This window comes from Actinomadura chibensis NBRC 106107, from assembly GCF_001552135.1.
Lineage (GTDB): Bacteria > Actinomycetota > Actinomycetes > Streptosporangiales > Streptosporangiaceae > Spirillospora > Spirillospora chibensis.
Genome location: NZ_BCQP01000001.1, coordinates 21,494 through 43,475, shown reverse-complemented (window position 1 = coordinate 43,475; position 21,982 = coordinate 21,494). Strand labels below are relative to the sequence as shown.

General features: G+C 73.6%; 16 protein-coding genes. 4 read left to right on the top strand and 12 right to left on the bottom strand.

Translation table 11 applies throughout. From position 1 onward, the window contains the following. Window positions 1-2: 2 nt before the first annotated feature. On the bottom strand, window positions 3-1,790 hold the full coding sequence (locus ACH01S_RS00170) for an acetolactate synthase large subunit (protein ID WP_255220022.1): 1,788 nt from the start codon (window positions 1,788-1,790) through the stop codon (window positions 3-5). Between the two features lie 279 nt (window positions 1,791-2,069). Then, window positions 2,070-4,949, bottom strand: coding sequence for a putative bifunctional diguanylate cyclase/phosphodiesterase (locus tag ACH01S_RS00165; protein WP_067883785.1), 2,880 nt, complete (start codon window positions 4,947-4,949; stop codon window positions 2,070-2,072). A gap of 464 nt (window positions 4,950-5,413) precedes the next feature. Between ACH01S_RS00165 and ACH01S_RS00160 the strand changes: the two genes are divergently transcribed. After that, window positions 5,414-6,523: a PQQ-dependent sugar dehydrogenase gene (locus ACH01S_RS00160; protein WP_067884036.1), complete on the top strand. Its 1,110-nt coding sequence runs from the start codon at window positions 5,414-5,416 to the stop codon at window positions 6,521-6,523. 32 nt (window positions 6,524-6,555) lie between these two features. On the opposite strand, the gene gatB is transcribed toward ACH01S_RS00160, so the two are convergent. The 3 genes from gatB to gatC are packed head-to-tail and all read right to left on the bottom strand — an operon-like array spanning window position 6,556 to window position 9,851. Then, window positions 6,556-8,040: an Asp-tRNA(Asn)/Glu-tRNA(Gln) amidotransferase subunit GatB gene (gene gatB, locus ACH01S_RS00155; RefSeq protein ID WP_067884034.1), complete on the bottom strand. Its 1,485-nt coding sequence runs from the start codon at window positions 8,038-8,040 to the stop codon at window positions 6,556-6,558. 14 nt (window positions 8,041-8,054) lie between these two features. Continuing rightward, on the bottom strand, window positions 8,055-9,548 hold the full coding sequence (gene gatA, locus ACH01S_RS00150; protein WP_067883784.1) for an Asp-tRNA(Asn)/Glu-tRNA(Gln) amidotransferase subunit GatA: 1,494 nt from the start codon (window positions 9,546-9,548) through the stop codon (window positions 8,055-8,057). Window positions 9,549-9,551: 3 nt separating this feature from the next. Next, window positions 9,552-9,851 (bottom strand): Asp-tRNA(Asn)/Glu-tRNA(Gln) amidotransferase subunit GatC, encoded by a 300-nt coding sequence (gatC, locus tag ACH01S_RS00145; RefSeq protein WP_067883783.1) that lies wholly within the window; start codon window positions 9,849-9,851, stop codon window positions 9,552-9,554. Window positions 9,852-10,014: 163 nt separating this feature from the next. Here gatC and ACH01S_RS00140 point away from each other — a divergent pair, with 163 nt between their 5' ends. After that, a complete protein-coding gene (locus tag ACH01S_RS00140; protein ID WP_067883779.1) occupies window positions 10,015-10,260 on the top strand; it encodes a DUF6458 family protein in 246 nt (81 codons plus the stop codon). A gap of 14 nt (window positions 10,261-10,274) precedes the next feature. Here ACH01S_RS00140 and ACH01S_RS00135 read toward each other — a convergent pair whose 3' ends face one another. From ACH01S_RS00135 to mnmA, 5 genes are all read right to left on the bottom strand, one after another. Further along, a complete protein-coding gene (locus tag ACH01S_RS00135) occupies window positions 10,275-12,473 on the bottom strand; it encodes a putative bifunctional diguanylate cyclase/phosphodiesterase (protein ID WP_067883778.1) in 2,199 nt (732 codons plus the stop codon). Window positions 12,474-12,729: 256 nt separating this feature from the next. After that, window positions 12,730-14,898, bottom strand: a complete 2,169-nt coding sequence (gene ligA, locus ACH01S_RS00130; protein ID WP_067883776.1) for an NAD-dependent DNA ligase LigA — start codon at window positions 14,896-14,898, stop codon at window positions 12,730-12,732. Between the two features lie 51 nt (window positions 14,899-14,949). Further along, a complete protein-coding gene (locus tag ACH01S_RS00125; RefSeq protein ID WP_246236865.1) occupies window positions 14,950-15,954 on the bottom strand; it encodes a methionine synthase in 1,005 nt (334 codons plus the stop codon). A 22-nt stretch (window positions 15,955-15,976) separates the two neighbouring features. Further along, window positions 15,977-16,798, bottom strand: coding sequence for an LLM class F420-dependent oxidoreductase (locus tag ACH01S_RS00120; protein WP_067883772.1), 822 nt, complete (start codon window positions 16,796-16,798; stop codon window positions 15,977-15,979). 58 nt (window positions 16,799-16,856) lie between these two features. After that, entirely contained in the window at window positions 16,857-17,933 is a 1,077-nt protein-coding gene (gene mnmA / locus ACH01S_RS00115; RefSeq protein WP_148344537.1) for a tRNA 2-thiouridine(34) synthase MnmA, read from the bottom strand. A 161-nt stretch (window positions 17,934-18,094) separates the two neighbouring features. Between mnmA and ACH01S_RS00110 the strand changes: the two genes are divergently transcribed. Further along, window positions 18,095-19,168: a DUF695 domain-containing protein gene (locus ACH01S_RS00110; RefSeq protein ID WP_067883769.1), complete on the top strand. Its 1,074-nt coding sequence runs from the start codon at window positions 18,095-18,097 to the stop codon at window positions 19,166-19,168. On the opposite strand, the gene ACH01S_RS00105 is transcribed toward ACH01S_RS00110, so the two are convergent. Both ACH01S_RS00105 and ACH01S_RS00100 read right to left on the bottom strand, forming a co-directional pair. Then, the gene (locus ACH01S_RS00105; protein ID WP_067883768.1) at window positions 19,062-19,946 is read right to left on the bottom strand and encodes a DUF1206 domain-containing protein; all 885 of its coding nucleotides are present in this window, start codon (window positions 19,944-19,946) and stop codon (window positions 19,062-19,064) included. The two genes, ACH01S_RS00110 and ACH01S_RS00105, sit on opposite strands and share 107 nt — an antisense overlap. 107 nt (window positions 19,947-20,053) lie before the next feature. Then, a complete protein-coding gene (locus tag ACH01S_RS00100; RefSeq protein WP_067884032.1) occupies window positions 20,054-21,226 on the bottom strand; it encodes a cysteine desulfurase family protein in 1,173 nt (390 codons plus the stop codon). 125 nt (window positions 21,227-21,351) lie between these two features. Here ACH01S_RS00100 and ACH01S_RS00095 point away from each other — a divergent pair, with 125 nt between their 5' ends. Continuing rightward, window positions 21,352-21,885: a TetR/AcrR family transcriptional regulator gene (locus tag ACH01S_RS00095; RefSeq protein WP_067884030.1), complete on the top strand. Its 534-nt coding sequence runs from the start codon at window positions 21,352-21,354 to the stop codon at window positions 21,883-21,885. Window positions 21,886-21,982: the final 97 nt, after the last annotated feature.

The following is a 21,982-nucleotide window of genomic DNA, read 5'->3' as shown; positions in this document are numbered from 1 at the left end:
GGTCAGTCTCCGTTCTCCCACTCGGGCGCCATGTCCCGCGCGATCTTGATGTCGTCGTTGGTGGTGCCCGCCGCGACCATCGGCCAGACCATGGCGTCCTTGTGCACGACGAAGTCGATCACGACCGGAGCGTCGTTGATCTCCATGGCCTTGGCGATGACCTCGTCGACGTCCTCGGCCTTCTCGCAGCGCAGGCCGACACAACCGTACGCCTCGGCGAGCTTGACGAAGTCGGGGATCCGCTTCGCGGCGTGCCCGGCCTGCGGCTGGAGCCCGGTGTTGGAGTAGCGCTCGTTGTAGAAGAGCGTCTGCCACTGCCTGACCATGCCGAGGTTGCCGTTGTTGATGATGGCGATCTTGACGGGGACGCCCTCGATCGCGCAGGTGGCGAGCTCCTGGTTGGTCATCTGGAAGCAGCCGTCGCCGTCGATCGCCCAGACCGTCGTGTCCGGCGCGCCGACCTTCGCGCCCATCGCCGCCGGGACGGCGTAGCCCATCGTCCCCGCGCCGCCCGAGTTCAGGAACGCGCCCGGGCGCTCGTACTTGATGAACTGCGCGGCCCACATCTGGTGCTGGCCGACGCCCGCGACGTAGTAGGCGTCCGGGCCCGCGAGGCGCCCGATCCGCTCGATCACGTACTGCGGGGACAGCGAGCCGTCCGACGGCGTGTCGTAGCCGAGCGGGTAGGTGTCGCGCCACGCCTGGAGCTGCCGCCACCAGCCGCTGTAGTCGCCCTTGCGGCCCGCCTCGTGCTCCTTCTGCACGGCGACGATCAGGTCGGCGAGGACCTCGCGGGCGTCGCCGACGATCGGGACGTCCGCGTGCCGGTTCTTGGAGATCTCCGCCGGGTCGATGTCGGCGTGCACGACCTTGGCGTGCGGGGCGAAGCCGTCCAGCTTGCCGGTGACCCGGTCGTCGAACCGGGCGCCGAGCGCGACCAGCAGGTCGGACCGCTGCAGCGCGCCGACCGCGCCGACGCCGCCGTGCATGCCCGGCATGCCCATGTGCAGCGGATGGCTGTCCGGCAGCGCGCCCTTCGCCATCAGCGTGGTGACGACCGGCGCGCCGGTCAGCTCCGCCAGCACCTTCAGCTCGGCGGACGCGCCCGCCTTCAGCACCCCGCCGCCGACGTACAGGACCGGCCGCTCCGCCGCGACGATCAGCCGCGCCGCCTCCCTGACCTGCTTGGAGTGCGGCCGGGTGACGGGCCGGTAGCCGGGCAGCTGGAGCGCGACGGGCCACTCGAACGCGACCGTGGCCTGCAGGGCGTCCTTGGCGATGTCGACGAGGACCGGTCCAGGACGCCCGGTAGAGGCGATGTGGAACGCCTCGGCGACCGTCCGGGCGATGTCCGCGCCGTTCGTCACCAGGAAGTTGTGCTTGGTGATCGGCATCGTGATGCCGGCGATGTCGGCCTCCTGGAAGCCGTCGGTCCCGATGAGGGACGAGGCGACCTGGCCGGTGATCGCCACGATCGGCACCGAGTCCATGTAGGCGTCGGAGATCGCCGTGACGAGGTTGGTCGCGCCCGGCCCGCTGGTGGCCATGCACACGCCCACCTTGCCGGTCACCATCGCGTAGCCCTGGGCCGCGTGCCCCGCGCCCTGCTCGTGCCTGACGAGGATGTGCCGCAGTTTCGCGGAGTCGAAGATCGGGTCGTAGGCCGGGAGGATCGCGCCCCCCGGGATGCCGAACACGGTGTCGACGCCGACGTTCTCCAGTGCGCGGACCAGCGCCTGGGCTCCCGTCATCTGTTCGGTCGTCATGATCTGGGTTTCCCTTGGGGAGATGTGTCTCTTGGCTCGCCGGGCAACAAAAAACCCCCGCCGCCGTGAGGCGGTCGAGGGGAGGCGCGCAGGACGAGGTGCTTGGTCAGCCTGCGCGCCGACCAAGTACTACGAGAATGGTGATGGTGCTCTGCACGGGCCCCACTTTCGCCGATGTCCGGCCCGCGGTCAAATTCTTGAACACTTTGTCCCACTATCTGAGACGCCGGGACCGGTCGCCGGGCACCGCGCGGGCGTCGCCGATCATCGGTCGGTGTCGGGGTCGGGGTCGGGGGCCGCCGGTCAGCCCGGCAGGGGCAGTGGGACATCGCCGGACCTGCCGTGCTCCTCCAGGTTCGTCCGGACGAGCGACTCCACCCGCCCGGCCGCCATCGGACGCGCCACGAGGAACCCCTGCCCGCGCGGGCAGCCCATCTCGCGCAGCGCCTGGAGCTGCTCGGGCCGCTCGATGCCCTCCGCCACGACGGTCAGCCCGAGGTCGCTGCCGAGCCGGACGATCGTCCGGGTGAGGAGGGTCAGGGTCTCATCCGAGCCGAGGCCCGCCACGAACGACGGGTCGATCTTGATGATGTCGACGGGGAGCTGCCCGAGGTAGGCCAGCGAGGCGTACCCGGTGCCGAAGTCGTCGATGGCGAGCCGGACGCCCAGCTCGCGCAGCTCCGACAGGCGCGCGACGTTCTGGCCCGCGTCCTCGACGAGGACCTCCTCGCGCACCTCCAGCGTCAGCGCGTGCGGCGGCAGGCCCGTCTCCTCCAGCGCCGCCGCGACCGACTCGACGAACCGGGGCGCGGCGATCTGCCGCCCGGTGAAGTTGACCGAGAGGCCGATGTCCCACGAGTCGCGGCGCCACCGGGCGACCTCCCGGCACGCCTCCCGCAGCACCCAGCCGCCGAGCGGGATCATCAGGCCGGACTCCTCCGCCGGGCCGATGAACTCCTCCGGCGGCACCGCGTCGCTCCCCCGCCACCAGCGCAGCAGCGCCTCCACGCCGCAGACCCGGGACGTCGCGAGCTCCACCACCGGCTGGAACTCGATCGAGAACTGCTCCTCGGCGAGCGCGCGCTGCAGGTCGCTGCCGAGTTCGAGCCGCCGGACGACGTCGGCGTGCATGTGCGGGGCGTACACCTCGACGCGCCCGCCGCCGAGCTCCTTCGCCCGCGCCATCGCGAGGTCGCCGTTGCGCAGCAGGTCGGCGGCGGTGCGGCGGAGGCGGCGCTCGGCGTCCGAGCCGCCGCCGTCCGGGGGGCGCTCGTCGTCGCCCGCGAACGCGATGCCGACACTCGCCGTCAGCACGATGTGCTTGTCGCCGACCTGGTATGGGTCGACCGAAAGCACCCTCAGGAGGCGTCCGGCCAGCTCGACGGTGGCGCGCGTCTCACGGTCGTCGGGCGGGAGCTGGACGAGCACCGCGAACTCGTCGCCGCCCCAGCGCGCCACCGTGTCGTCGGACTGGACGTTCGCCCGCAGCCGCCGCGCCGCCTGCGACAGCACCTGGTCGCCCGCCGCGTGGCCCTCGGAGTCGTTCACGGCGGTGAAGCCGTCGAGGTCGACGAACACGACCGCGACCGTCCCGGCGGACGGCCGCCGCGACAGCACCTCGCGGGTGCGCTCCTCGAAGTAGGACCGGTTCGGCAGGCCCGTCAGGCCGTCGTGGAACGTCAGGTGCGCGACCTGCCGCTGGAGCGCCGCCTGCTCGCTCAGGTCGCGGGTCGTGACCAGCAGGCGGGCGGGCCCGCCGTCGGAGCCGCTGAACCAGGAGACCGTGGACTCGGTGGGCAGCCACGTCCCGTCGGCGGCGCGGACCCGGCAGGAGACGCGCAGCGCGTCCCGGGGGTCGGCGAGGCGGCCCGCAGCCGTCCCGGCCTGGTCGTCGAGGAACTCGGTGAACACGTCCTGGACGCGGGGCAGGTCCTCCGGGTGGACGATCTCGTTCAGCGGGCGGCCGAGCAGCTCGTCCGGGGCGTAGTGGTAGGTGCGCAGGGCGCCCGCGCTGGCGTACCGGACGGTCGCGTCCAGGTCGCAGATAAGGACCGCGTCGTCGATGCTCTCCGACAGCGCGCGGAAGTGCTCCTCGCCGGTCTCCACCGCGCGGCGCAGCCGGTCGTTCTCCCGCAGCAGCCCGGCGAGCCGCGCGATCAGCACCAGCGCGGCCGAGCCCGCGGTGATCGACACGCCGGGTTCGAGGCCGTTCTCCCCGGTGAGCGAGTGGCCCGCGATGAACAGCCCGGCCGCGGCGGCGATCGCGGCCGGGGCGAGGCCGGGGCCGATCATCCGGCCGCGCCGCTCGCCCGCCGGGTCGGCGGCGTCCGGCTCGGCGCCGGAGCCCGCCACGTCGGCGGGGATGTCGTCGACCGGGGGGTCGGGTTCGGGGGCCGGGCCCGTCCACGGGACGAGCAGCAGGAGCAGCAGCCCGGCGAGCCGCAGGATGTCGGACGGGTCGTCGGCCGCCCGCCCGCCGTCCAGCCGGACGTAGGTCGTCACGATGTCGGCGACCGCGACCGCCGTCAGCGCGCCGTACCCCATCCAGGCGAGCCGCCGCCTGCCGCGCGCCGCGCCGAGGACGAACGGCAGCGCCCCGCAGATGAACACGATGTCGATCAGCGGGTAGAGCAGTTCGAGCAGGAACTCCGACGGCGACTCCCCCGACTGGTGGTAGAGCCTGCTGAACAGCGCGACCCAGCCGAGCACGAACAGCGCGCACGCGCAGACGTAGGTGTCGGCCGTGTAGCGGAGCCAGGCGCCCGCGTCCCGCGGCAGCCTGATCGGCACGACCAGGCCGACCACCAGCGACGTCAGCGCCACCAGGTAGAACAGGTCGGGGACGGACAGCGACAGCGCGCTGCGCCCGCCCGGGTCGCCCGCGCCCGACAGGGCGCTGCCGAGCGCGCCCGCGAACCAGGCCGCGGCGGCGATCCCGTACCAGCGCCAGGACGCGCGCCACAGCCCGCCGGGCGCGGCGTCGGCGGGCGGCCCGGCCGGGCGGCGGGCCGACAGCAGCAGCGACACGGCGGCGGCGCCCGCGGCGGCGGCCTCGGTCCACGCGATGAACGCGCGGCCGCCCCAGCCGAGCAGCGAGCCCGTGGCGTACAGCGCGCCCGCGATGACGGCCACGGCCACGGGCAGCGCACGCGGCGGTACCCGCCTGGTGTGGTCGCCGCTCATCGCGCCGTGCCCCTTCCCGCCCCGGTGGGCGTCGGTCCCTGGAGGCGCAGCGCCGCGCCAGGGGAGATGGTGGGTCTTCAAACCACTCGTCCCGCCCGGATAACGGGCGGGAGGCCATGAATCGTGCCCCGCGCGGAGTCCGCGCGGACCGGCCTGCGAGCGCGTCCGCCTCGCCCGCCGGAGATCAGCGACGTTGCTGCATTGGTTGCTGCACTACGGGATCACCGTGACGCTCAATGTACGTTCGGTAGGTCACGGAGCGATTGAGGCTGGGCGTCCTCCCGGCGACGAACGCCCTAGTCGGATCACGGTTTGGGACGACCGAAACCGGAACGTCCCTCATGATCCGACCTGCCCGAGATCACCCTGTGTGACCGCGTTCGGGAGCCGCGCCACGGGCCGGAACCGCCGGACGCGCACGGTCCGCGCTTCCTCCGGAGGCACCCATGCGCAAGCATACGATCATGCGACAGCAGACGATCGTCCTCGCCGCGGCCGCGCTGCTCCTCGCCGCCTCCGCCGCGGCCTGCTCCTCGGGCGGCTCCTCGGGCTCCGGCGGCGGCGAGGCGAGCACCCCGCCGCCCGCCACGGCCGGGACGCCGTCCCCGTCCGCGAACCCGGGCGGGGCGCGCGTCATCGCGTCCGGGCTGGCGGTGCCGTGGGCCGTCGCGTTCCTGCCCGGCGGCGACGCGCTGGTCACCGAGCGCGACACCGCGGACCTGCTGCGGGTGTCGCCGTCCGGGCAACGGCAGCGGATCGGGAAGGTGCCAGGAGTGCAGCCGGAAGGCGAGGGAGGTCTGCTGGGCGTCGCCGTGTCGCCGTCCTACGCCACCGACCACCTCGTCTATCTGTACTTCACCTCCGCGTCCGACAACCGTGTCGTCCGCGCCACCCTCGACGGGTCGCTCGGCGCGCCGCAGCCGATCGTCACCGGCATCCCGAAGGGGCCCAACCACAACGGCGGGCGCCTCCAGTTCGGCCCCGACAAGATGCTCTACATCACGACCGGCGAGACCGGGGACGGCCCCCTCGCGCAGGACAAGAACTCCCTCGGCGGCAAGATCCTGCGCGTCACGCCCGACGGGAAGCCCGCCCCCGGCAACCCGTTCGGCAACCGCGTCTGGACGTACGGGCACCGCAACGTCCAGGGCATCGCCTGGGACGACCAGGGCCGCATGTTCGCCACCGAGTTCGGCCAGAACACCTTCGACGAGATCAACCGGATCGAGAAGGGCAAGAACTACGGCTGGCCCGAGGTGGAGGGCGTCGGCCACCGGAAGGGCTTCACCGACCCGCTGCTGACCTGGTCGACGGACGAGGCGTCGCCGTCCGGCCTCGCCTACGCGGACGGGTCGCTGTGGGCCGCCGCGCTCGCCGGACGGCGCCTCTGGCAGGTGCCCCTCCACAACGGCAGGGCGGGGCGGCCCGTCGCGCACTTCGAGTCCGTGTACGGACGCCTCCGGGCCGTCGTCGCCGCCCCCGGCGGCACGCTGTGGATCACCACGAGCAACCGGGACGGACGCGGCGACCCCGCCAAGGACGACGACCGCATCGTCAGCGTCCCCGTCCGCTGACGCCGGAGCGCGGCGCCAGCGGACGGCGGAGGTCAGGACGCGCCGAGCTTCTCCAGGATCAGCTCGCGCGCGCGCCCGGCGTCGGCCTGCCCCCGGGTCGCCTTCATGACCGCGCCGACCAGCGCGCCCGCCGCGGCGACCTTGCCCGCGCGGACCTTGTCGGCCACGGCCGCGTTGTCGGCGATCACCTGGTCGACGACCGAGGCCAGCTCGCCCTCGTCGCTGACGACCTTGAGCCCGCGGGCGGCGACGACCTCGTCCGGCCCGCCCTCGCCCGCGAGGACGCCCTCGAACACCTTGCGGGCCAGCTTGTCGTTCAGCTCCCCGGCGGTGATCATCGCCTGGACGCGGGCGACCTGCTCCGGCGTGATCGGCAGGTCGGCCAGCTCGACGCCCTGCTCGGTCGCGCGGCGGGACAGCTCGTTCATCCACCACTTGCGCGCGGCCCCGGCGTCGGCGCCCCGCGCGACGGTGGCCTCGATGAGGTCGACGGCGCCCGCGTTGACGACGTCCCGCAGCTCCAGGTCGGACAGCTTCCACTCCCGCTGGATGCGGCGGCGGCGCGCGGCCGGGAGCTCCGGCAGCGACGCGCGCAGCTCGTCCACCCACTCCCGGGACGGCGCCATCGGCACCAGGTCGGGCTCGGGGAAGTAGCGGTAGTCCTGCGCCTCCTCCTTGCTGCGCCCGCTCGTGGTGCGGCCGGTGTCCTCGTGGAAGTGGCGGGTCTCCTGGACCACCCGGCCCCCGGCGGACAGCACGCCCGCCTGCCGCTCGATCTCCGACCGGACCGCCCGCTCCACCGACCGCAGCGAGTTGACGTTCTTCGTCTCCGAGCGCGTGCCCCACTCGGACGCGCCGCGCGGCATCAGCGACACGTTCACGTCGCAGCGCATCGAGCCCTGCTCCATGCGCACGTCCGACACCCCGAGGGACCGGACGAGCTCGCGCAGCTCCGTCGCGTACGCGCGGGCGACGAGCGGCGCCTTGTCGCCGGTCGCGACGATCGGCTTCGTCACGATCTCGACCAGCGGGATGCCCGCCCGGTTGTAGTCGACCAGCGAGTACTCGGCGCCGTGGATGCGCCCGGTGGCGCCGCCGACGTGCAGGGACTTGCCGGTGTCCTCCTCCATGTGGACGCGCTCGATCTCGATCCGGTACGTGTCGCCGTCGACCTCGACGTCCAGGTGGCCGTCCACGCAGAGCGGCTCGTCGTACTGGGAGATCTGGAAGTTCTTCGGCATGTCCGGATAGAAGTAGTTCTTCCGGGCGAACCTGCACCACTCGACGATCTCGCAGTTCAGCGCGAGGCCGATCTTGATGATGCCCTCGATCGCGGCGCGGTTGGTGACCGGCAGCGACCCCGGCAGCCCGAGGCACACCGGGCACACCTGCGTGTTCGGCTCGGCCCCGAACCCCGTCGGGCAGCCGCAGAACATCTTGGACGCGGTGCCCAGCTCGATGTGCGTCTCGATCCCGAGCACCGGCTCGAACCGCGCGAGCGCCTCGTCGTAGTCCATCAGCGTCGGAGTGCTCACTTCGCCTCCACCAGTTCCGGGGCCTGCGCCAGCAGCGGGCCGCCCCAGCGGTCTTCCAGGGCGCGTTCGACGGCGGCGCCGACGCGGTAGACGCGGTCGTCGCCGAGGACGGGCGCCATGATCTGCAGGCCGACCGGGAGGCCGTCGGCGAGGCCGCACGGGACGGAGATCGCGGCGTTGCCGGTCAGGTTCGCCGGGATCGTGCAGAGGTCGGCCAGGTACATCGCGACCGGGTCGTCGGCGCGCTCGCCGATCGGGAACGCGGTGGTCGGCGTGGTCGGCGAGACCAGCACGTCCACCTGCTCGAACGCGGACTCGAAGTCGCGCTTGATCAGCGTGCGGACCTGCTGCGCCTTGCCGTAGTAGGCGTCGTAGTAGCCGGACGAGAGCGCGTAGGTGCCGAGCATGATCCGCCGCTTCACCTCGGGCCCGAAGCCCTCCGCGCGGGTCAGCGCCATGACCTCCTCGGCGCTGCGCGAGCCGTCGTCGCCGACGCGCAGCCCGTAGCGCATCGCGTCGAAGCGGGCCAGGTTGGACGACGCCTCCGACGGCGCGATCAGGTAGTAGGCGGGCAGCGCGTAGGTGAAGTGCGGGCAGGAGACCTCGACGACCTTCGCGCCGAGCGACTCCAGCACCTCGACCGCCTCGTCGAACCGCGCGGACACGCCGGGCTGGTAGCCCTCGCCCGCGAACTCCTTGACGACGCCGATCCGCAGCCCGTTCACGTCGGCGCGGCGCGCGGCGTCCACGACCGGCGGGACGGCCTCGGCGACGGACGTGGAGTCCATCGGGTCGTGGCCGCTGAACGCCTCGTGCAGCAGCGCCGCGTCGAGCACGGTCCGCGCGAACGGCCCCGGCGTGTCCAGCGACGACGCGAACGCGATCACGCCGTAGCGGGACGACCCGCCGTAGGTCGGCTTCATCCCGACGATGCCGGTGACGGCGGCGGGCTGCCGGATCGACCCGCCGGTGTCGGTCCCGGTGGACAGCGGCGCCTCGTACGCCGCGACCGCCGCCGACGACCCGCCGGACGACCCGCCCGGCACGCGCTCCAGGTCCCACGGGTTGCGCGAGGTGAAGTAGGCGCTGTTCTCGGTGGACGAGCCCATCGCGAACTCGTCCATGTTCGTCTTGCCGAGGATCACGAGCCCGGCGGCGCGCAGCCGCGCCGTCACGGTCGCGTCGTAGGGCGGGCGCCACCCCTCCAGGATCTTGGACCCGGCGGTGGTGGGCATGTCTGCGGTGGTGAACACGTCCTTGTGCGCGACGGGGACGCCCGCCAGCGGGCCGAGCTCCTCCCCGGCCGCGCGGCGCTCGTCGACCCGGCGGGCCTGCGCGAGCGCCGTCTCCCGGTCGACGTGCAGGAACGCGTTGACCTGCCCGTCCACTTCGGCGATCCGGTCCAGGTGGGCTTCCGCGACCTCGACGGCCGACACCTCACCGGCGGCGAGCAGCTCTCCGAGCTCCGCCGCGGTCTTCTTGACCAGCACCCGTCACGCCTCCTCGTCCAGGATCCGCGGGACGCGGAACCGCTGCTCCTCGGCGGCGGGCGCGCCGGCGAGGGCCTGCTCGGGGGTGAGGCACTGTCGCAGCTCGTCCGTCCGGTAGACGTTGGTCAGCGGGAGCGCGTGCGAGGTGGGCGGGATGTCCTGCGCCGCGACCTCCTGCACCCGCGCGACCGCGGAGATGATCTGGTCGAGCTGGGCGGCGAGGTGGTCGAGCTCGTCGTCGCCGAGCGCCAGCCTGGACAGGCGGGCGAGATGCGACACCTCGTCGCGGGTGATGGCGGACATGAGAGAAACCGTTCCTGGGATGAGTTGGGTTCAGGGGCCATCCTATTGGCCGCGCCCGGTTCCGCCCGACCGGTTTACCGGCCCCCCGCCCGGCGCGCCGTTTCAGATCCTGGTGGCGGGAACCATTCCCCTCGTTCACCCCCGGGACGAGAGGAGGGTCGCCGTGACCATCGGCGGCAGCATCGCCCTCATCATCATCGGCGCGATCCTGGCCTATGCGGTCGACGTCGACCTCAGCGGTGTCGACATCCGGCTGGTCGGCCTGATCCTGATGCTCGGCGGCCTGATCGGCCTCGTCATCGGCGTCGTCCGCATCGCCTCGGCGCGCCGCGCGGTCGACCGCCGGCCGCCTCCCCCGCGCGACGAGTACTACTACGAGGACGAGTACACCCACCGCCGCCCCTACTAGGGCGGCCCCTCGGGTCAGGCGGCGGGCTCGGGGGCCCGCTGCATGTGGCGGCGGAGCCAGTCGGTGGCGGTGTCGGCGTCCATCGGCCGGCCGAAGTGCCAGCCCTGCGCCGCGTCGCAGCCCATCTCGCGGAGCAGCCGCGCGGTGACCGGGTCCTCGACGCCCTCGGCGACCGAGCGCAGGCCGAGGGTGCGGACGAGGTCGACGATCGAGCGGACGATCACCGCGTCCTCGGGCGAGTCGGCGAGCCGCCCGACGAACGAGGAGTCGATCTTGATCTCCTCGACCGGGAGCCGGTTCAGCCGGACGAGCGAGGAGTAGCCGGTGCCGAAGTCGTCCAGGCTGAGCGGGATGCCGAGCTCCGCGAGCGCGCCGACGGTGTCGGACGCGTAGGCGGGCTCGTTCATCAGGATGCGCTCAGTGATCTCTAGTTGGAGGGCGGCGGCGGGCAGGCCGCGGGCGAGCAGGCCCTCCTCGATCGTCTCGGTGAGGCCGGTGTCGAGCAGGTCGCGGCCGGAGGCGTTCACGGCGACCTGGACGGTGAGGTCCTCCCGCCACCAGGCGGCGGCCTGCGTGAGCGCGGCCTCGACGACGTGGTGGGTGATCGAGCGCATCAGGTAGGTCTGCTCGGCGACCGACAGGAACTCCGCGGGTTCGAGGACGCCGTCCACCGGGTGCCGCCAGCGCAGCAGCGCCTCCATGCCGACGAGCTGGCCGTCCCGCAGCGACACCTTCGGCTGGTAGAACAGTTCGAGCTCGGAGCGGTCGAGGGCGCGGCGCAGGTCGCCGAGCATGCTGAGCCGGGCCGGGGAGTTGCGGTCCTTGCCGGAGGTGTAGATCTCGACGCCGGAGCGGGTCTCCTTGGCGTGGTACATGGCGACGTCGGCGCGCTGGAGCAGCAGCTCGAAGTCGGGCGCGTGGTCGGGGAACAGCGCGATGCCGACGCTCGCCTCCAGGTCGAACGACATGCCGTCCAGCCGGACGGGCTCGCTGAGCGCGGCGCGCAGCCGGGCGGCGACCTCGCGGGCGGCGGCCTCGTCCCGGACGGACGGCAGCAGCACCGCGAACTCGTCGCCGCCGAGCCGCGCGACGAGGTCGCCCGGCCGGACGCTGTGCGTCAGCCGGTGCGCGACGAGCTGGAGGAGCCGGTCCCCGGTGGGGTGCCCGAGCGTGTCGTTGACCTCCTTGAACCGGTCGAGGTCGAGCAGGAACAGCCCGGCGCGGTGCGTCGGCGGGTCGGCGGCCCTGCGGCGGCGGGCGGCGAGGCCGGCGCGCGGCCCGCGCATCCCGGCGCCCCGCTCCCCCGCCCAGGGTCTCCAGCGTCTCCCCGGCCGGTCGGCGCCCCGCCGCTCGGCCTCGCGCTTCTCCGTCTCACGCTTCTCGGCGGCGCGGGCCTCGGCGAGCGCCTCGTCGGTCCGCGTGATGAGCAGCTTGCGGTTCGGGAGCCCGGTCAGCCCGTCGTGCAGGGCCTGGTGCTCGCGCCGGACGGACACCGACGCGTTCAGGTACACGGCGATGAACGGCAGGACGATCAGCGGCACGAACACCGCGGACCGATCCATGGCGATCACCATCAGCGGCGCGAGCCCGAGCAGCGCCAGATGGACGAGGACCTGGTACCCGAGGTCCCAGCGGAGGGCCTTGAGCAGCGAGACCCGCTCGTGCAGGGCGACGGCGGAGCCGACGAGGGTGTCGTTGCAGAGGAAGTAGACGGTCCCGGCGAGGGCGACGGCGGGGAGGTCGGCGCCGTCCGGGACCCACCGGTCGGTGGGCGTCGCGAGGTCGCCGAACAGCGCGAGGACGAGCTGCGCCGCGCCCAGGCTGAGCGTGTACTGCGCGGCGTTGAACGCGATGCGGTGCGGGCTGCGGCCGCGGAAGACGCCGCAGGTGATCACGGCGACGCCCTGCAGCGCGGCGGCGATCGGCAGCCCGGCGTACAGGAGCGCGGCGAACGAGAACGTGGTGGACATGGTCGCGCCGTTGTTCTCGGTGGACCCGGGCGTGATGATCGGGCGCAGCTCGCCGAAGATGATGAAGCAGCCGAGGATCCAGAACACCGGCGAGCGGACGAGCGCGTCGAGGTCGGCGCCGGTCACCCCGGAGAACGCGAGGGCGCAGACGGCGACGCCGAGCAGGACGACCACGACGAAGTAGATCCACAACGGGGACCCCCGGCGTGGCGCCGTGTTCCGCGTGTTGTTCGGGTCCTTCATCACATCCTCGGGGGGGTTGGGGGGTCGTCCCCCGGCACCGGGCGTCCCCGACCTCGGGGGACGCCCCCCGGGTGTTACGTCCGGAGATTCAGGTGTAGGTCGTGATGAGTGGGAGGGTACGGCCTTTGCTCAACTTCGCGAAACCGTTTGGGTACGTTGCGTTATGCCCATTCCGTACCGGCCGCTCACCGTTCGGTAGTGGAAGTGTACCCCTGAGTAACGCAAACCTGGTGAAACCCCCCGCGACCACACCGCGTTATCCGTCGGCGCTCAGGGTTACACCTTTGGCCGCATCCGGCCCGTCGGACAGCAGGACGCGGAACCCCTCCTCCGCCAGGACCGGCACACCTAGTTTGACCGCTTTGTCATACTTCGACCCCGGACTGTCGCCGACGATCACGAAGCCCGTTTTCTTGGACACCGAGCCCGACACCTTGCCGCCGAGCCGCTGCACCGCCTCCGTCGCCGAGTCGCGGCTGAACCCCTCCAGCGACCCGGTGATCACCACCGTGACGCCCTCCAGCGGGCGCGGGCCCGCGGCGGCCTCGTCCTCCATCCGGACCCCGGCGGCCCGCCACTTGTCGACGATCTCGCGGTGCCAGTCGACCTCGAACCAGGCCTTGATGGACTTCGCGATCGTCGGGCCCACGCCGTCGACCGCGGCGAGCTCCTCCTCGGTGGCGGCGGCGATCGCGTCCATCGAGCGCATCTCGCGGGCGAGGTCGCGCGCCGCGGACGGCCCGACGTGCCGGATCGACAGCGCGACCAGCACCCGCCACAGCGGCTGCCGCTTCGCCTTCTCCAGCTCCTCGAAGAGGATCTCGACGGTCTTCTTCGGCTCGCCCTCCTTGTTGGCGAAGAACGACACGACCTTCGGCTCGCCCGTCTTCGGGTCGGTCTTCGGGGTGCCGGTCCGCATGTCGAGCACCGGGCTCTTGATCGGCAGCAGCCGCTCGACGGTCAGGTGGAACAGGTCGCCCTCGTTGCGCACCGGCGGGTCGGACGGCTCCAGCGGCTGCGTCAGCGCCGTCGCGCCGACGTAGCCGAGCGCCTCGATGTCGAGCGCGTTGCGGCTCGCGACGAAGTACAGCCGCTCGCGGAGCTGGCCCGGGCAGAACCGCGCGTTCGGGCAGCGGATGTCGGCGTCGCCCTCCTTCTCGTAGGCCAGTTCGGTGCCGCACTCGGGGCAGTGCGCGGGCATCTCGAACTCGCGCTCGGAGCCGTCGCGCAGGTCGGCCACCGGCGCCACGATCTCGGGGATCACGTCGCCCGCCTTGCGCAGCACGACCGTGTCGCCGATCAGCACGCCCTTGCGCTTGACCTCCCCCGCGTTGTGCAGCGTCGCGCGCTCGACGGTCGACCCGGCGACCTTGACCGGCTCCATCACGCCGTAGGGGGTGATGCGGCCCGTCCGGCCGACGCCGACCTTGATGTCGAGCAGCTTGGTGTTGACCTCCTCCGGCGGGTACTTCCACGCGATCGCCCAGCGCGGCGCGCGGCTCGTCGACCCGAGCCTGCGCTGCAGCGCGAACTGGTCGACCTTCACGACCACGCCGTCGATCTCATACGCGGTGCCGTGCCGGTCCTCGCCGTACGCGGCGATGTACTCGCGGACGGCGTCCAGCCCGCCGACGACCTTGTAGCGGTCGCTGACCGGCAGCCCCCAGCCGCGCATCAGCTCGTACGCGCCGGACTGGCTCTCGGGCAGCGTCCCGCCCCGCCACGCGCCGAACCCGTGGACGAGCATGCCGAGCGGGCGGTGCGCGGTGACCCTCGGGTCCTTCTGCCGCAGCGACCCGGCCGCCGCGTTGCGCGGGTTGGCGAACGGCTCCCGGCCCGCCTCGACCTGGGCGGCGTTCACCTGCTCGAAGCCCTCGACCGGCAGGAAGACCTCGCCGCGCACCTCCAGGACGTCGGGCCAGCCGTCGCCTTCCAGCCGGTGCGGGATGTCGTCGATCGTGCGGACGTTGTTGGTGACGTCCTCGCCGGTGCGGCCGTCGCCCCGGGTCACGCCGCGGACCAGCCGCCCCTTCTCGTACGTCAGCGCGATCGCCAGCCCGTCGATCTTCAGCTCGCACAGGTAGCCGGCGACCTCGCCGACCTCCTTGACGACGCGCTCGTCCCACGCGAGCAGCTCGTCGGCGTTCATCGCGTTGTCGAGGCTCTGCATCCGCTCCAGGTGCTGGACGGTCGCGAAGTCGGTGACGATCGGCGCGCCCACCCGCTGCGTCGGCGAGTCGGGCGTGACGAGCTCGGGATGCCGCTCCTCCAGCGCGCGGATCTCGCGCATCATCCGGTCGTAGTCGGCGTCGCTGAGCGTCGGGCGGTCGAGGACGTAGTAGCGGTAGTTGGCCTCGTCGATCTCCCGGGTCAGCTCCAGGTGCCGCTGCCTGGCCTCGCTCGGAACCGCGTCGCTCATGGTCATGCCCCTATTGTCGCCGTCGCCTCCGACAATACGAGCCCGCCGCGCCCCAGGTCAGTCGGCGGCCTCGTAGATCATCCGGGCGGTGTCGCGGCACCGTTTCAGGGCCTCGCGCACGTACCGCGGGGACGCCCCCGCCATCCCGCACGCCGGGGTGATCACCACCTGCCGGGCCAGTTGCGCGGCCGGGAAGCCGAGCCGCCGCCACAGCTCCCTCACCGGCTCCGCGGTCGCCTGGAGCGCGGGCAGGGCGGCGTCGGTCGCGGGCACCGCGCCGAGGAACAGGGCCGTGCCCGTGTCGATCGCCTCCCCCACCGCGTCGTCGTCGCGCTTCGGGACGCGCCGCAGGTCGACCGAGACGGCCTTCGCGCCCGCGCCGCGCAGCAGCGCGTACGGGACGTCCCTGGCGCAGCAGTGCACGACCGTGAACACGCCCGCCGCGTCGATCACGGAGCGGAGCGTCTCCTCGGCGACGGCCTCCTCGATGGCGCGCAGCCGGGAGAAGCCGCTCGCGGTCGGGACCGTCCCGGCGAGCGCGGCGGGCAGGCCCGGCTCGTCCAGCTGCAGCAGGACCTCCGCCGCGGGCAGCCGCCGCCGCACGTCCGCGACGTGCGCCGCGACGCCCTCGGCGAGCGAGGCGGCGAGGTCGCGGACGGCGCCCGCGTCCTTCAGCGCCCGGTCGCCGTGCCGCAGCTCGATCGTCGCGGCGAGCGTCCACGGCCCGCACACCTGGATCTTGAACGGGCCGTCGTGGCCGCCCGCGACCTCCTCCAGGACGTCCAGGTCGCGGGCGAGGTGGTCGCGCGAGCGCAGCGTGTCGCGGCCCGGCCGGTCGGAGAACCGCCACCCGGACGGCTCCAGGTGGACGGGCATGTCGACGAGCAGCCCGGCGGTCCGGCCGGTGAGGTCGGCGCCGGGGCCGCGCGCGGGCAGCTCGGGCAGGTGCGGCAGCTCGGGCGTCTCGCCGAGGACGATCCGCAGCGCCTCGGCCGGGTCGTCGCCCGGGTACGACCCGATCCCGGTCGCCGTCCCGGGTCCCCAGGGGTAGGTCGTGGTCACGTCCGGCACCCTATCGACGCCGCTACCGCGTCAGCGCGGCGAGCCGGTCGAGGTCGCGCAGCGTGTCGGCCTCGGGCTCGGTGTCCAGGTGGAAGAGGACCTCGTCGACGCCCGCGGCCGCCAGCTCGTCGACGGCCTCGGGGCGGCCCGGCGTCGCGAACACCGTCACCGGCAGCGGGCGGCCCGCCCGCTGCCACAGGTCGGCGATCTTCGCGCCGAGGCCGTCGGTGCCGCGCCCGTAGAGCGGCATCCAGCCGTCGCCGAACTCCACGACCCGGTCGGACGTCGTCGGCCCCGCCCCGCCGATCAGCACGGGCGGGTGCGGGTCCTGGACGGGCTTCGGGTAGGAGAACACGGGGTCGAAGTCGACGAACTCGCCGTGGAACTCGGCCTCGGCCTTCGTCCACAGCTCCTTGACGGCGAGGACGCGCTCGCGCAGCAGCCGCATCCGGGTCGCCGGGTCGGTGCCGTGGTTGCGCATCTCCTCCCGGTTCCAGCCCGCGCCGACGCCGAGCACGGCCCGCCCGCCGGACACGAGGTCGAGCGAGGCGACCTCCTTCGCCAGCGTGATCGGGTCGCGCTGGACGATCAGCGCGACGCCGGTGCCGAGCCGCAGCCGCTCCGTCACGGCCGCGACCGCGGACAGGACGACGAACGGGTCGAGCGTCCGGTAGTAGATCCGCGGCAGGTCGCCGCCGCCCGGCCACGGCGACTCCCGCTTCACCGGGATGTGGGTGTGCTCGGTGACGTACAGCGAGGCGAACCCGCGTTCCTCCAGCGCCCGGCCGAGCGCGACGGGACCGATCCCGTCGTCGGCCACGAACGTCGAGACACCGAACCGCATGCGAACCTCCTGGATCGTCCCGGCGGCAGCACCCTAGTCGGGCCGCGCGGCCCGGCTCTCAGGCGGGGACGCGCGCCGCCGCCGCGATCGTGGCGGACGCGAGCACCCGGTCGCCGTCGTACAGCACGGCCGCCTGCCCCGGCGCGACGCCCCGCGCGGGCGCGGCCAGCCGGACGCGCAGCACGCCGCCGTCCTGCTCGGCCGTCGACGCGTGCACCTCGCCGTGCGCGCGGAGCTGGACCTGGCACTCGAACGACCCGGCGCGCGGCTCGCTCAGCCAGACCGGGCGCTCGCCGGTGATCTCGTGGACGTCCAGCGCCTCGCGCGGCCCCACGGTCACCGTGTTCGTCACCGGGGAGATGTCGAGGACGTAGCGCGGCCGCCCGTCCGGCGCGGGGGTGCCGAGCCGCAGGCCCTTGCGCTGCCCGATCGTGTAGGCGTACGCGCCGTCGTGCTCCCCGACCTCGTTGCCGTCGGTGTCGACGATCGGCCCGCGCGCCGCGCCGAGCCGCTCGGCGAGGAAGCCGCGGGTGTCGCCGTCCGCGATGAAGCAGATGTCGTGGCTGTCGGGCTTGTCGGCGACCCGCAGCCCGCGCCGCTCCGCCTCCAGCCGGATGTCGGCCTTCGTCGTGTCGCCGAGCGGGAACAGCGCGTGCGCGAGCTGCTCGGGCGTGCACACGGCGAGGACGTAGGACTGGTCCTTGCCCTGGTCGACGGCCCGGCGCAGGACGCCGCCGTCCAGCCGGGCGTAGTGGCCCGTGCAGACGGCGTCGAACCCGAGCGCCATGGCGCGGTCCAGCAGCGCGGCGAACTTGATCTTCTCGTTGCAGCGCAGGCACGGGTTCGGGGTGCGGCCCGCCGCGTACTCGCTGACGAAGTCCTCGACGACGTCCTCGTGGAAGCGCTCGGCGAGGTCCCAGACGTAGAACGGGATGCCGATCACGTCGGCGGCGCGGCGGGCGTCGCGGGAGTCCTCCAGGGTGCAGCAGCCGCGGGCGCCCGTCCGGTACGACTTCGGGTTGCTGGACAGGGCCATGTGGACGCCGGTGACGTCGTGCCCGGCCTCGGCGGCGCGGGCGGCGGCCACGGCGGAGTCGACACCGCCGGACATGGCGGCAAGGACGCGCAGAGTCATAATGCCTTCGAGCGTACGCGCCGCCCGCGGTCGGCCCGACATGTATTTCCCGCGCGCGACCGGCGCGGCGGCTCGCGTAGGGTCTACGGAAAGGGCACGGCCTCGGGGGATTTCCGGGGGCGCCGTGCCGGCGCTCGACCACGACAAGGAAGAGACGACTGGTGGGAATCTTCCGCCGTCCGCGCGAGACCTCCGCCGTCACGCCGCCCGCGATCGGCGAGTTCTGGGAGTGGTGGGCGCAGGCCCGCCCGACGATCGAGGCGTCCCTCGCCGCCGGTCCCGACCGGCCCGAGCCGGAGACGCCCGGCGAGGGGCTGTCCGCGGACGCGATCGCCGAGCTGTCCCGCCGCGTCCACCGGATCCACTCCGCCCTGCAGTGGGAGATCGGCGGCGACGAGTCCGCGCCGGTCCTCACCGTGACCGGCGGCGGCGACCCCGAGCTGCGCGGCGTGACCGAGCGGTGGGCGCGGGCCGCGCCGACCGGGGCGGCGGCGGGCGGGTGGAGCTTCCACCCGGCGCGCCGCGCCGACCCCGAGATGCTCACGCAGGACCTCCTGCTCGGCGACCACGAGTTCGACCTGGAGTACGTCCGGCTCGGCATGCGCGCGGACGCCGACCGGGCCCGCGTGCACGTCACCGCCTACCACCCCGACTTCCTGTTCGTCGCGGAGGAGCAGCGGATCCAGGTCGCGGTGAACGTCCTGCACTGGGCCCTCGGCGAGGACGACGTCGCCCGCTGGATCGGCCGGGTCTCGATCGCGACGGAGGCGCCGATCGACGCGCTGCCGCCGTCGATGCTGCCCGCCGTGGTCGAGCAGGTCGCCGAGCCGTTCGCCGAGCCCGCGTGGCTGACCGGCGAGGGCCGCACCCCGCGCGGCCACCCGAGCCGCCTCGGCGCCCGGTTCCCGCTCCACCGGCAGGACTACCCGCTCTGCGACCTGCACGTGGCGATCAGCGTCCCGTACGCCAACAGCAACCCCGACCGGCTGCCGGTCGAGCCGTCCGCGGGGGCGCTGCGCGCCTTCGAGCGGAAGCTCGCGAAGCTCGGCTCCCGCGCGGTGCTGGCCGTCCACGAGACGGGCGACGGCCTGCGGGTCTTCCACCTGTACGCCGACCCCGACTCGGGCGTCATCTCCGAGCTCGACCAGCTCGCCGCCACCTGGTCGGAGGGGAAGGCGAAAGTCGCCTCAACCAGCGACCCGGGGTGGAAGGCGCTGGCCCCGTACCAGCCCTGACGCCCGCCGCCGGGCGGGTCGGGTCGACCTTGCGGTAGCGGGTCTCGCAGAGCGAGTACAGGCCGAACGTCACGACGCCGAGCGCGACCGCGGCGAGGCCCCACGGCCCGGCGGGCGTGCCCGCGAACTCGCGGAGGGCGCCGTCCAGGCCCTGGGCCTTGTCCGGCTGGAAGGTGACGGCCGCGTGCGCCAGGAAGGCGCCGACGGCGGCGGTGACGAGCCCGCGGGCCGTGTTGCCGACGATGGCGAGGGGCTGGACGATCCGCCGGACGGCCGGGCCCATCCGGCCCGTCTCCAGCTCGTCCAGGAACGAGCGGCGCGCCGCGCCGACGATCACCGCGACGCCCCACGCCACGAACGCGGCCGCCGCCGCGAGCACGGCCCAGCGCCCGCCCGGCTCGGCCATCAGCCGCGCGGTGGCCGTCTTGGACTGCTGGTCGCTGGACGAGCCGTGGTGCCCGAGCAGGAACGCGACGCCCGTCGCGAACCCGGCCGTGTAGACGACGCCGCGGAAGGCCGACGCCGCCCGCTTGGTGGGCTTGTCGCCGTCCGGGACGGGACGCCCGTACAGCGCTTCCGCGAACTGCCAGAGGGCGAGCGCGGCGAACCCGGCCACGATCAGCCAGAGGACGACCGGGCCGCCCGGCTTGCCCGCGACCTCCTCCAGCGCGCCCTTCTTGTCGGCCTCCCGCCCGCCGTCGCCGAACGCGATCTGCAGGGCGAGCCAGCCGATGAGGAGGTAGAGGAACGCCCGCGCCCCCAGTCCCACGCGGGACATGCCGTGAAACCACGGGTGTCCCGCCGCCTGTTCGAGTCCCGTGCTCACATCCGTCGCCACGGGCGGTTCGGTCCCCGTTCAAGGGACGGTCAAACCTGGACAGACCGCTACGATCCGGCCCGGCGGGCGCGTTCCACGGCGGCGGGCAGGGCGTCGGCGAGGGCCTTGACGTCGGCCTCGGTCGAGGTGTGGCCGAGCGTGAACCGCAGCGACCCGCGCGCGCGGTCGGGGGCCGAGCCCATCGCGGTCAGGACGTGGCTCGGCTGCGAGACCCCGGCCGAGCAGGCGGAGCCGGTGGAGCAGGCGATGCCGCGCGCGTCCAGCAGCATGAGCAGCGCGTCGCCCTCGCAGCCGGGGAAGGAGAAGTGCGCGTTGCCGGGCAGCCGGTCCACCGGGTCGCCGTTCAGGACCGCGTCCGGCACGGCCGCGCGGACGGCCTCGACCAGCCGGTCGCGCAGCTCGGTGAGGCGGCGCGCCTCGGCGTCCCGGCGGGCGGCGGCGACCTGGACGGCGGCGGCGAACCCGGCGATCGCGGGGGCGTCGAGCGTCCCGGACCGGACGTCGCGCTCCTGCCCGCCGCCGTGCAGCAGCGGCACCGGGTCGAGGAAGACGGGCTCCTTCGGCTTCGCCAGCAGCAGCGCGCCGACGCCGATCGGGCCGCCGAGCTTGTGGCCGGTGACGGTCAGCGCCTGCGCGCCGCTCCTCGCGAACGCGACGGGCAGCGTCCCGGCGGCCTGGACGGCGTCGGTGTGCAGCGGGACGCCGCGCTCGCGCGCCACCGCCGCGAGCTCCGGCACCGGCTGGACCGTCCCGACCTCGTTGTTGGCCCACATCACGCTGGCGAGCGCCACGTCGTCGCCGGAGCCGAGCGCCTCGCGCAGCGCCTCGGGGCGGACGCGCCCGGCCGCGTCGACCGGGATCCAGTCGACCCGGGCGCCCTCGTGGTCGGCGAGCCAGTGCACCGCGTCCAGCACGGCGTGGTGCTCGACCGCGCTGGCCAGCACCCGTGTGCGCGCGGGGTCGGCGGCGCGGCGGGCCCAGAACACGCCCTTCACGGCGAGGTTGTCGGCCTCGGTGCCGCCGGAGGTGAACACGACCTCGCTCGGCCGGGCGTCGAACGCCTCCGCGATGATCTCGCGGGACTCCTCCACCACCCGGCGGGCGCGGCGGCCGACGGCGTGCAGCGAGGACGGGTTCCCGAGCTCGCGCAGCTCCGCCGTCATCGCCTCGACGGCCTCGGGAAGCATCGGGGTGGTCGCCGCATGGTCGAGGTAGGTCACCACGCCGACAACAGTAGCCGCGCCCCGGATGTTCCCCCGCGCGGGCGGGCCCGGAGGGCGCGGGAATACCGCCGCGCGAGGGCGGGTTATCGCCTGTACCGTCCAGCCGGTACAGTGAAATGGTCATGAAACGCGAAGCACTCCTCGACGCCGCCGAGGCCGTCCTCTCCGAGCAGGGGACGCAGGCGCTGACGCTCACCGCGGTCGCCGACCGCGCGGGCGTCAGCAAGGGCGGGCTGCTCTACCACTTCCCGACCAAGGAGGCGCTCGTGCGCGCCATGGTCGCGCGGGTGATCGACGAGTTCGACGAGCTGATCGCGTCCTACATCGACTCCTACGGGGACGGCGCGCCGAGCGCCTACACCCGCGCCTACGTCGAGGCCACGTTCGAGATCCTCACCGGCGAGGCCCGCGCCTACCGGCGGTGGTCGGCGATCACGGCCGCCGCCGCCGACCCGGAGCAGGCCGAGCCGCTGAACGAGGCCATGCGGCGCTGGCACGGCCGCGACCCGGCCGACGACCCCGACCCGGACGCGGCGATGATCGTCCGCCTGGCGGCCGAGGGGCTCTGGGAAGTGGTGAGCCACGATCCCGAGCTGTACGACGCCGAGCGGCTCGACGCGCTGAAACGCCGGCTCCTGGGCCTGCTGGAGCGGTGAGCCCGGGGGCGCGCCCGCGTCCCGTCCGAACCATCCCGAACGCTCCGGACCCGGCTGTCTGGAGCGTTCCACCACGTCCGGGGCCGTGCCCCGCCGA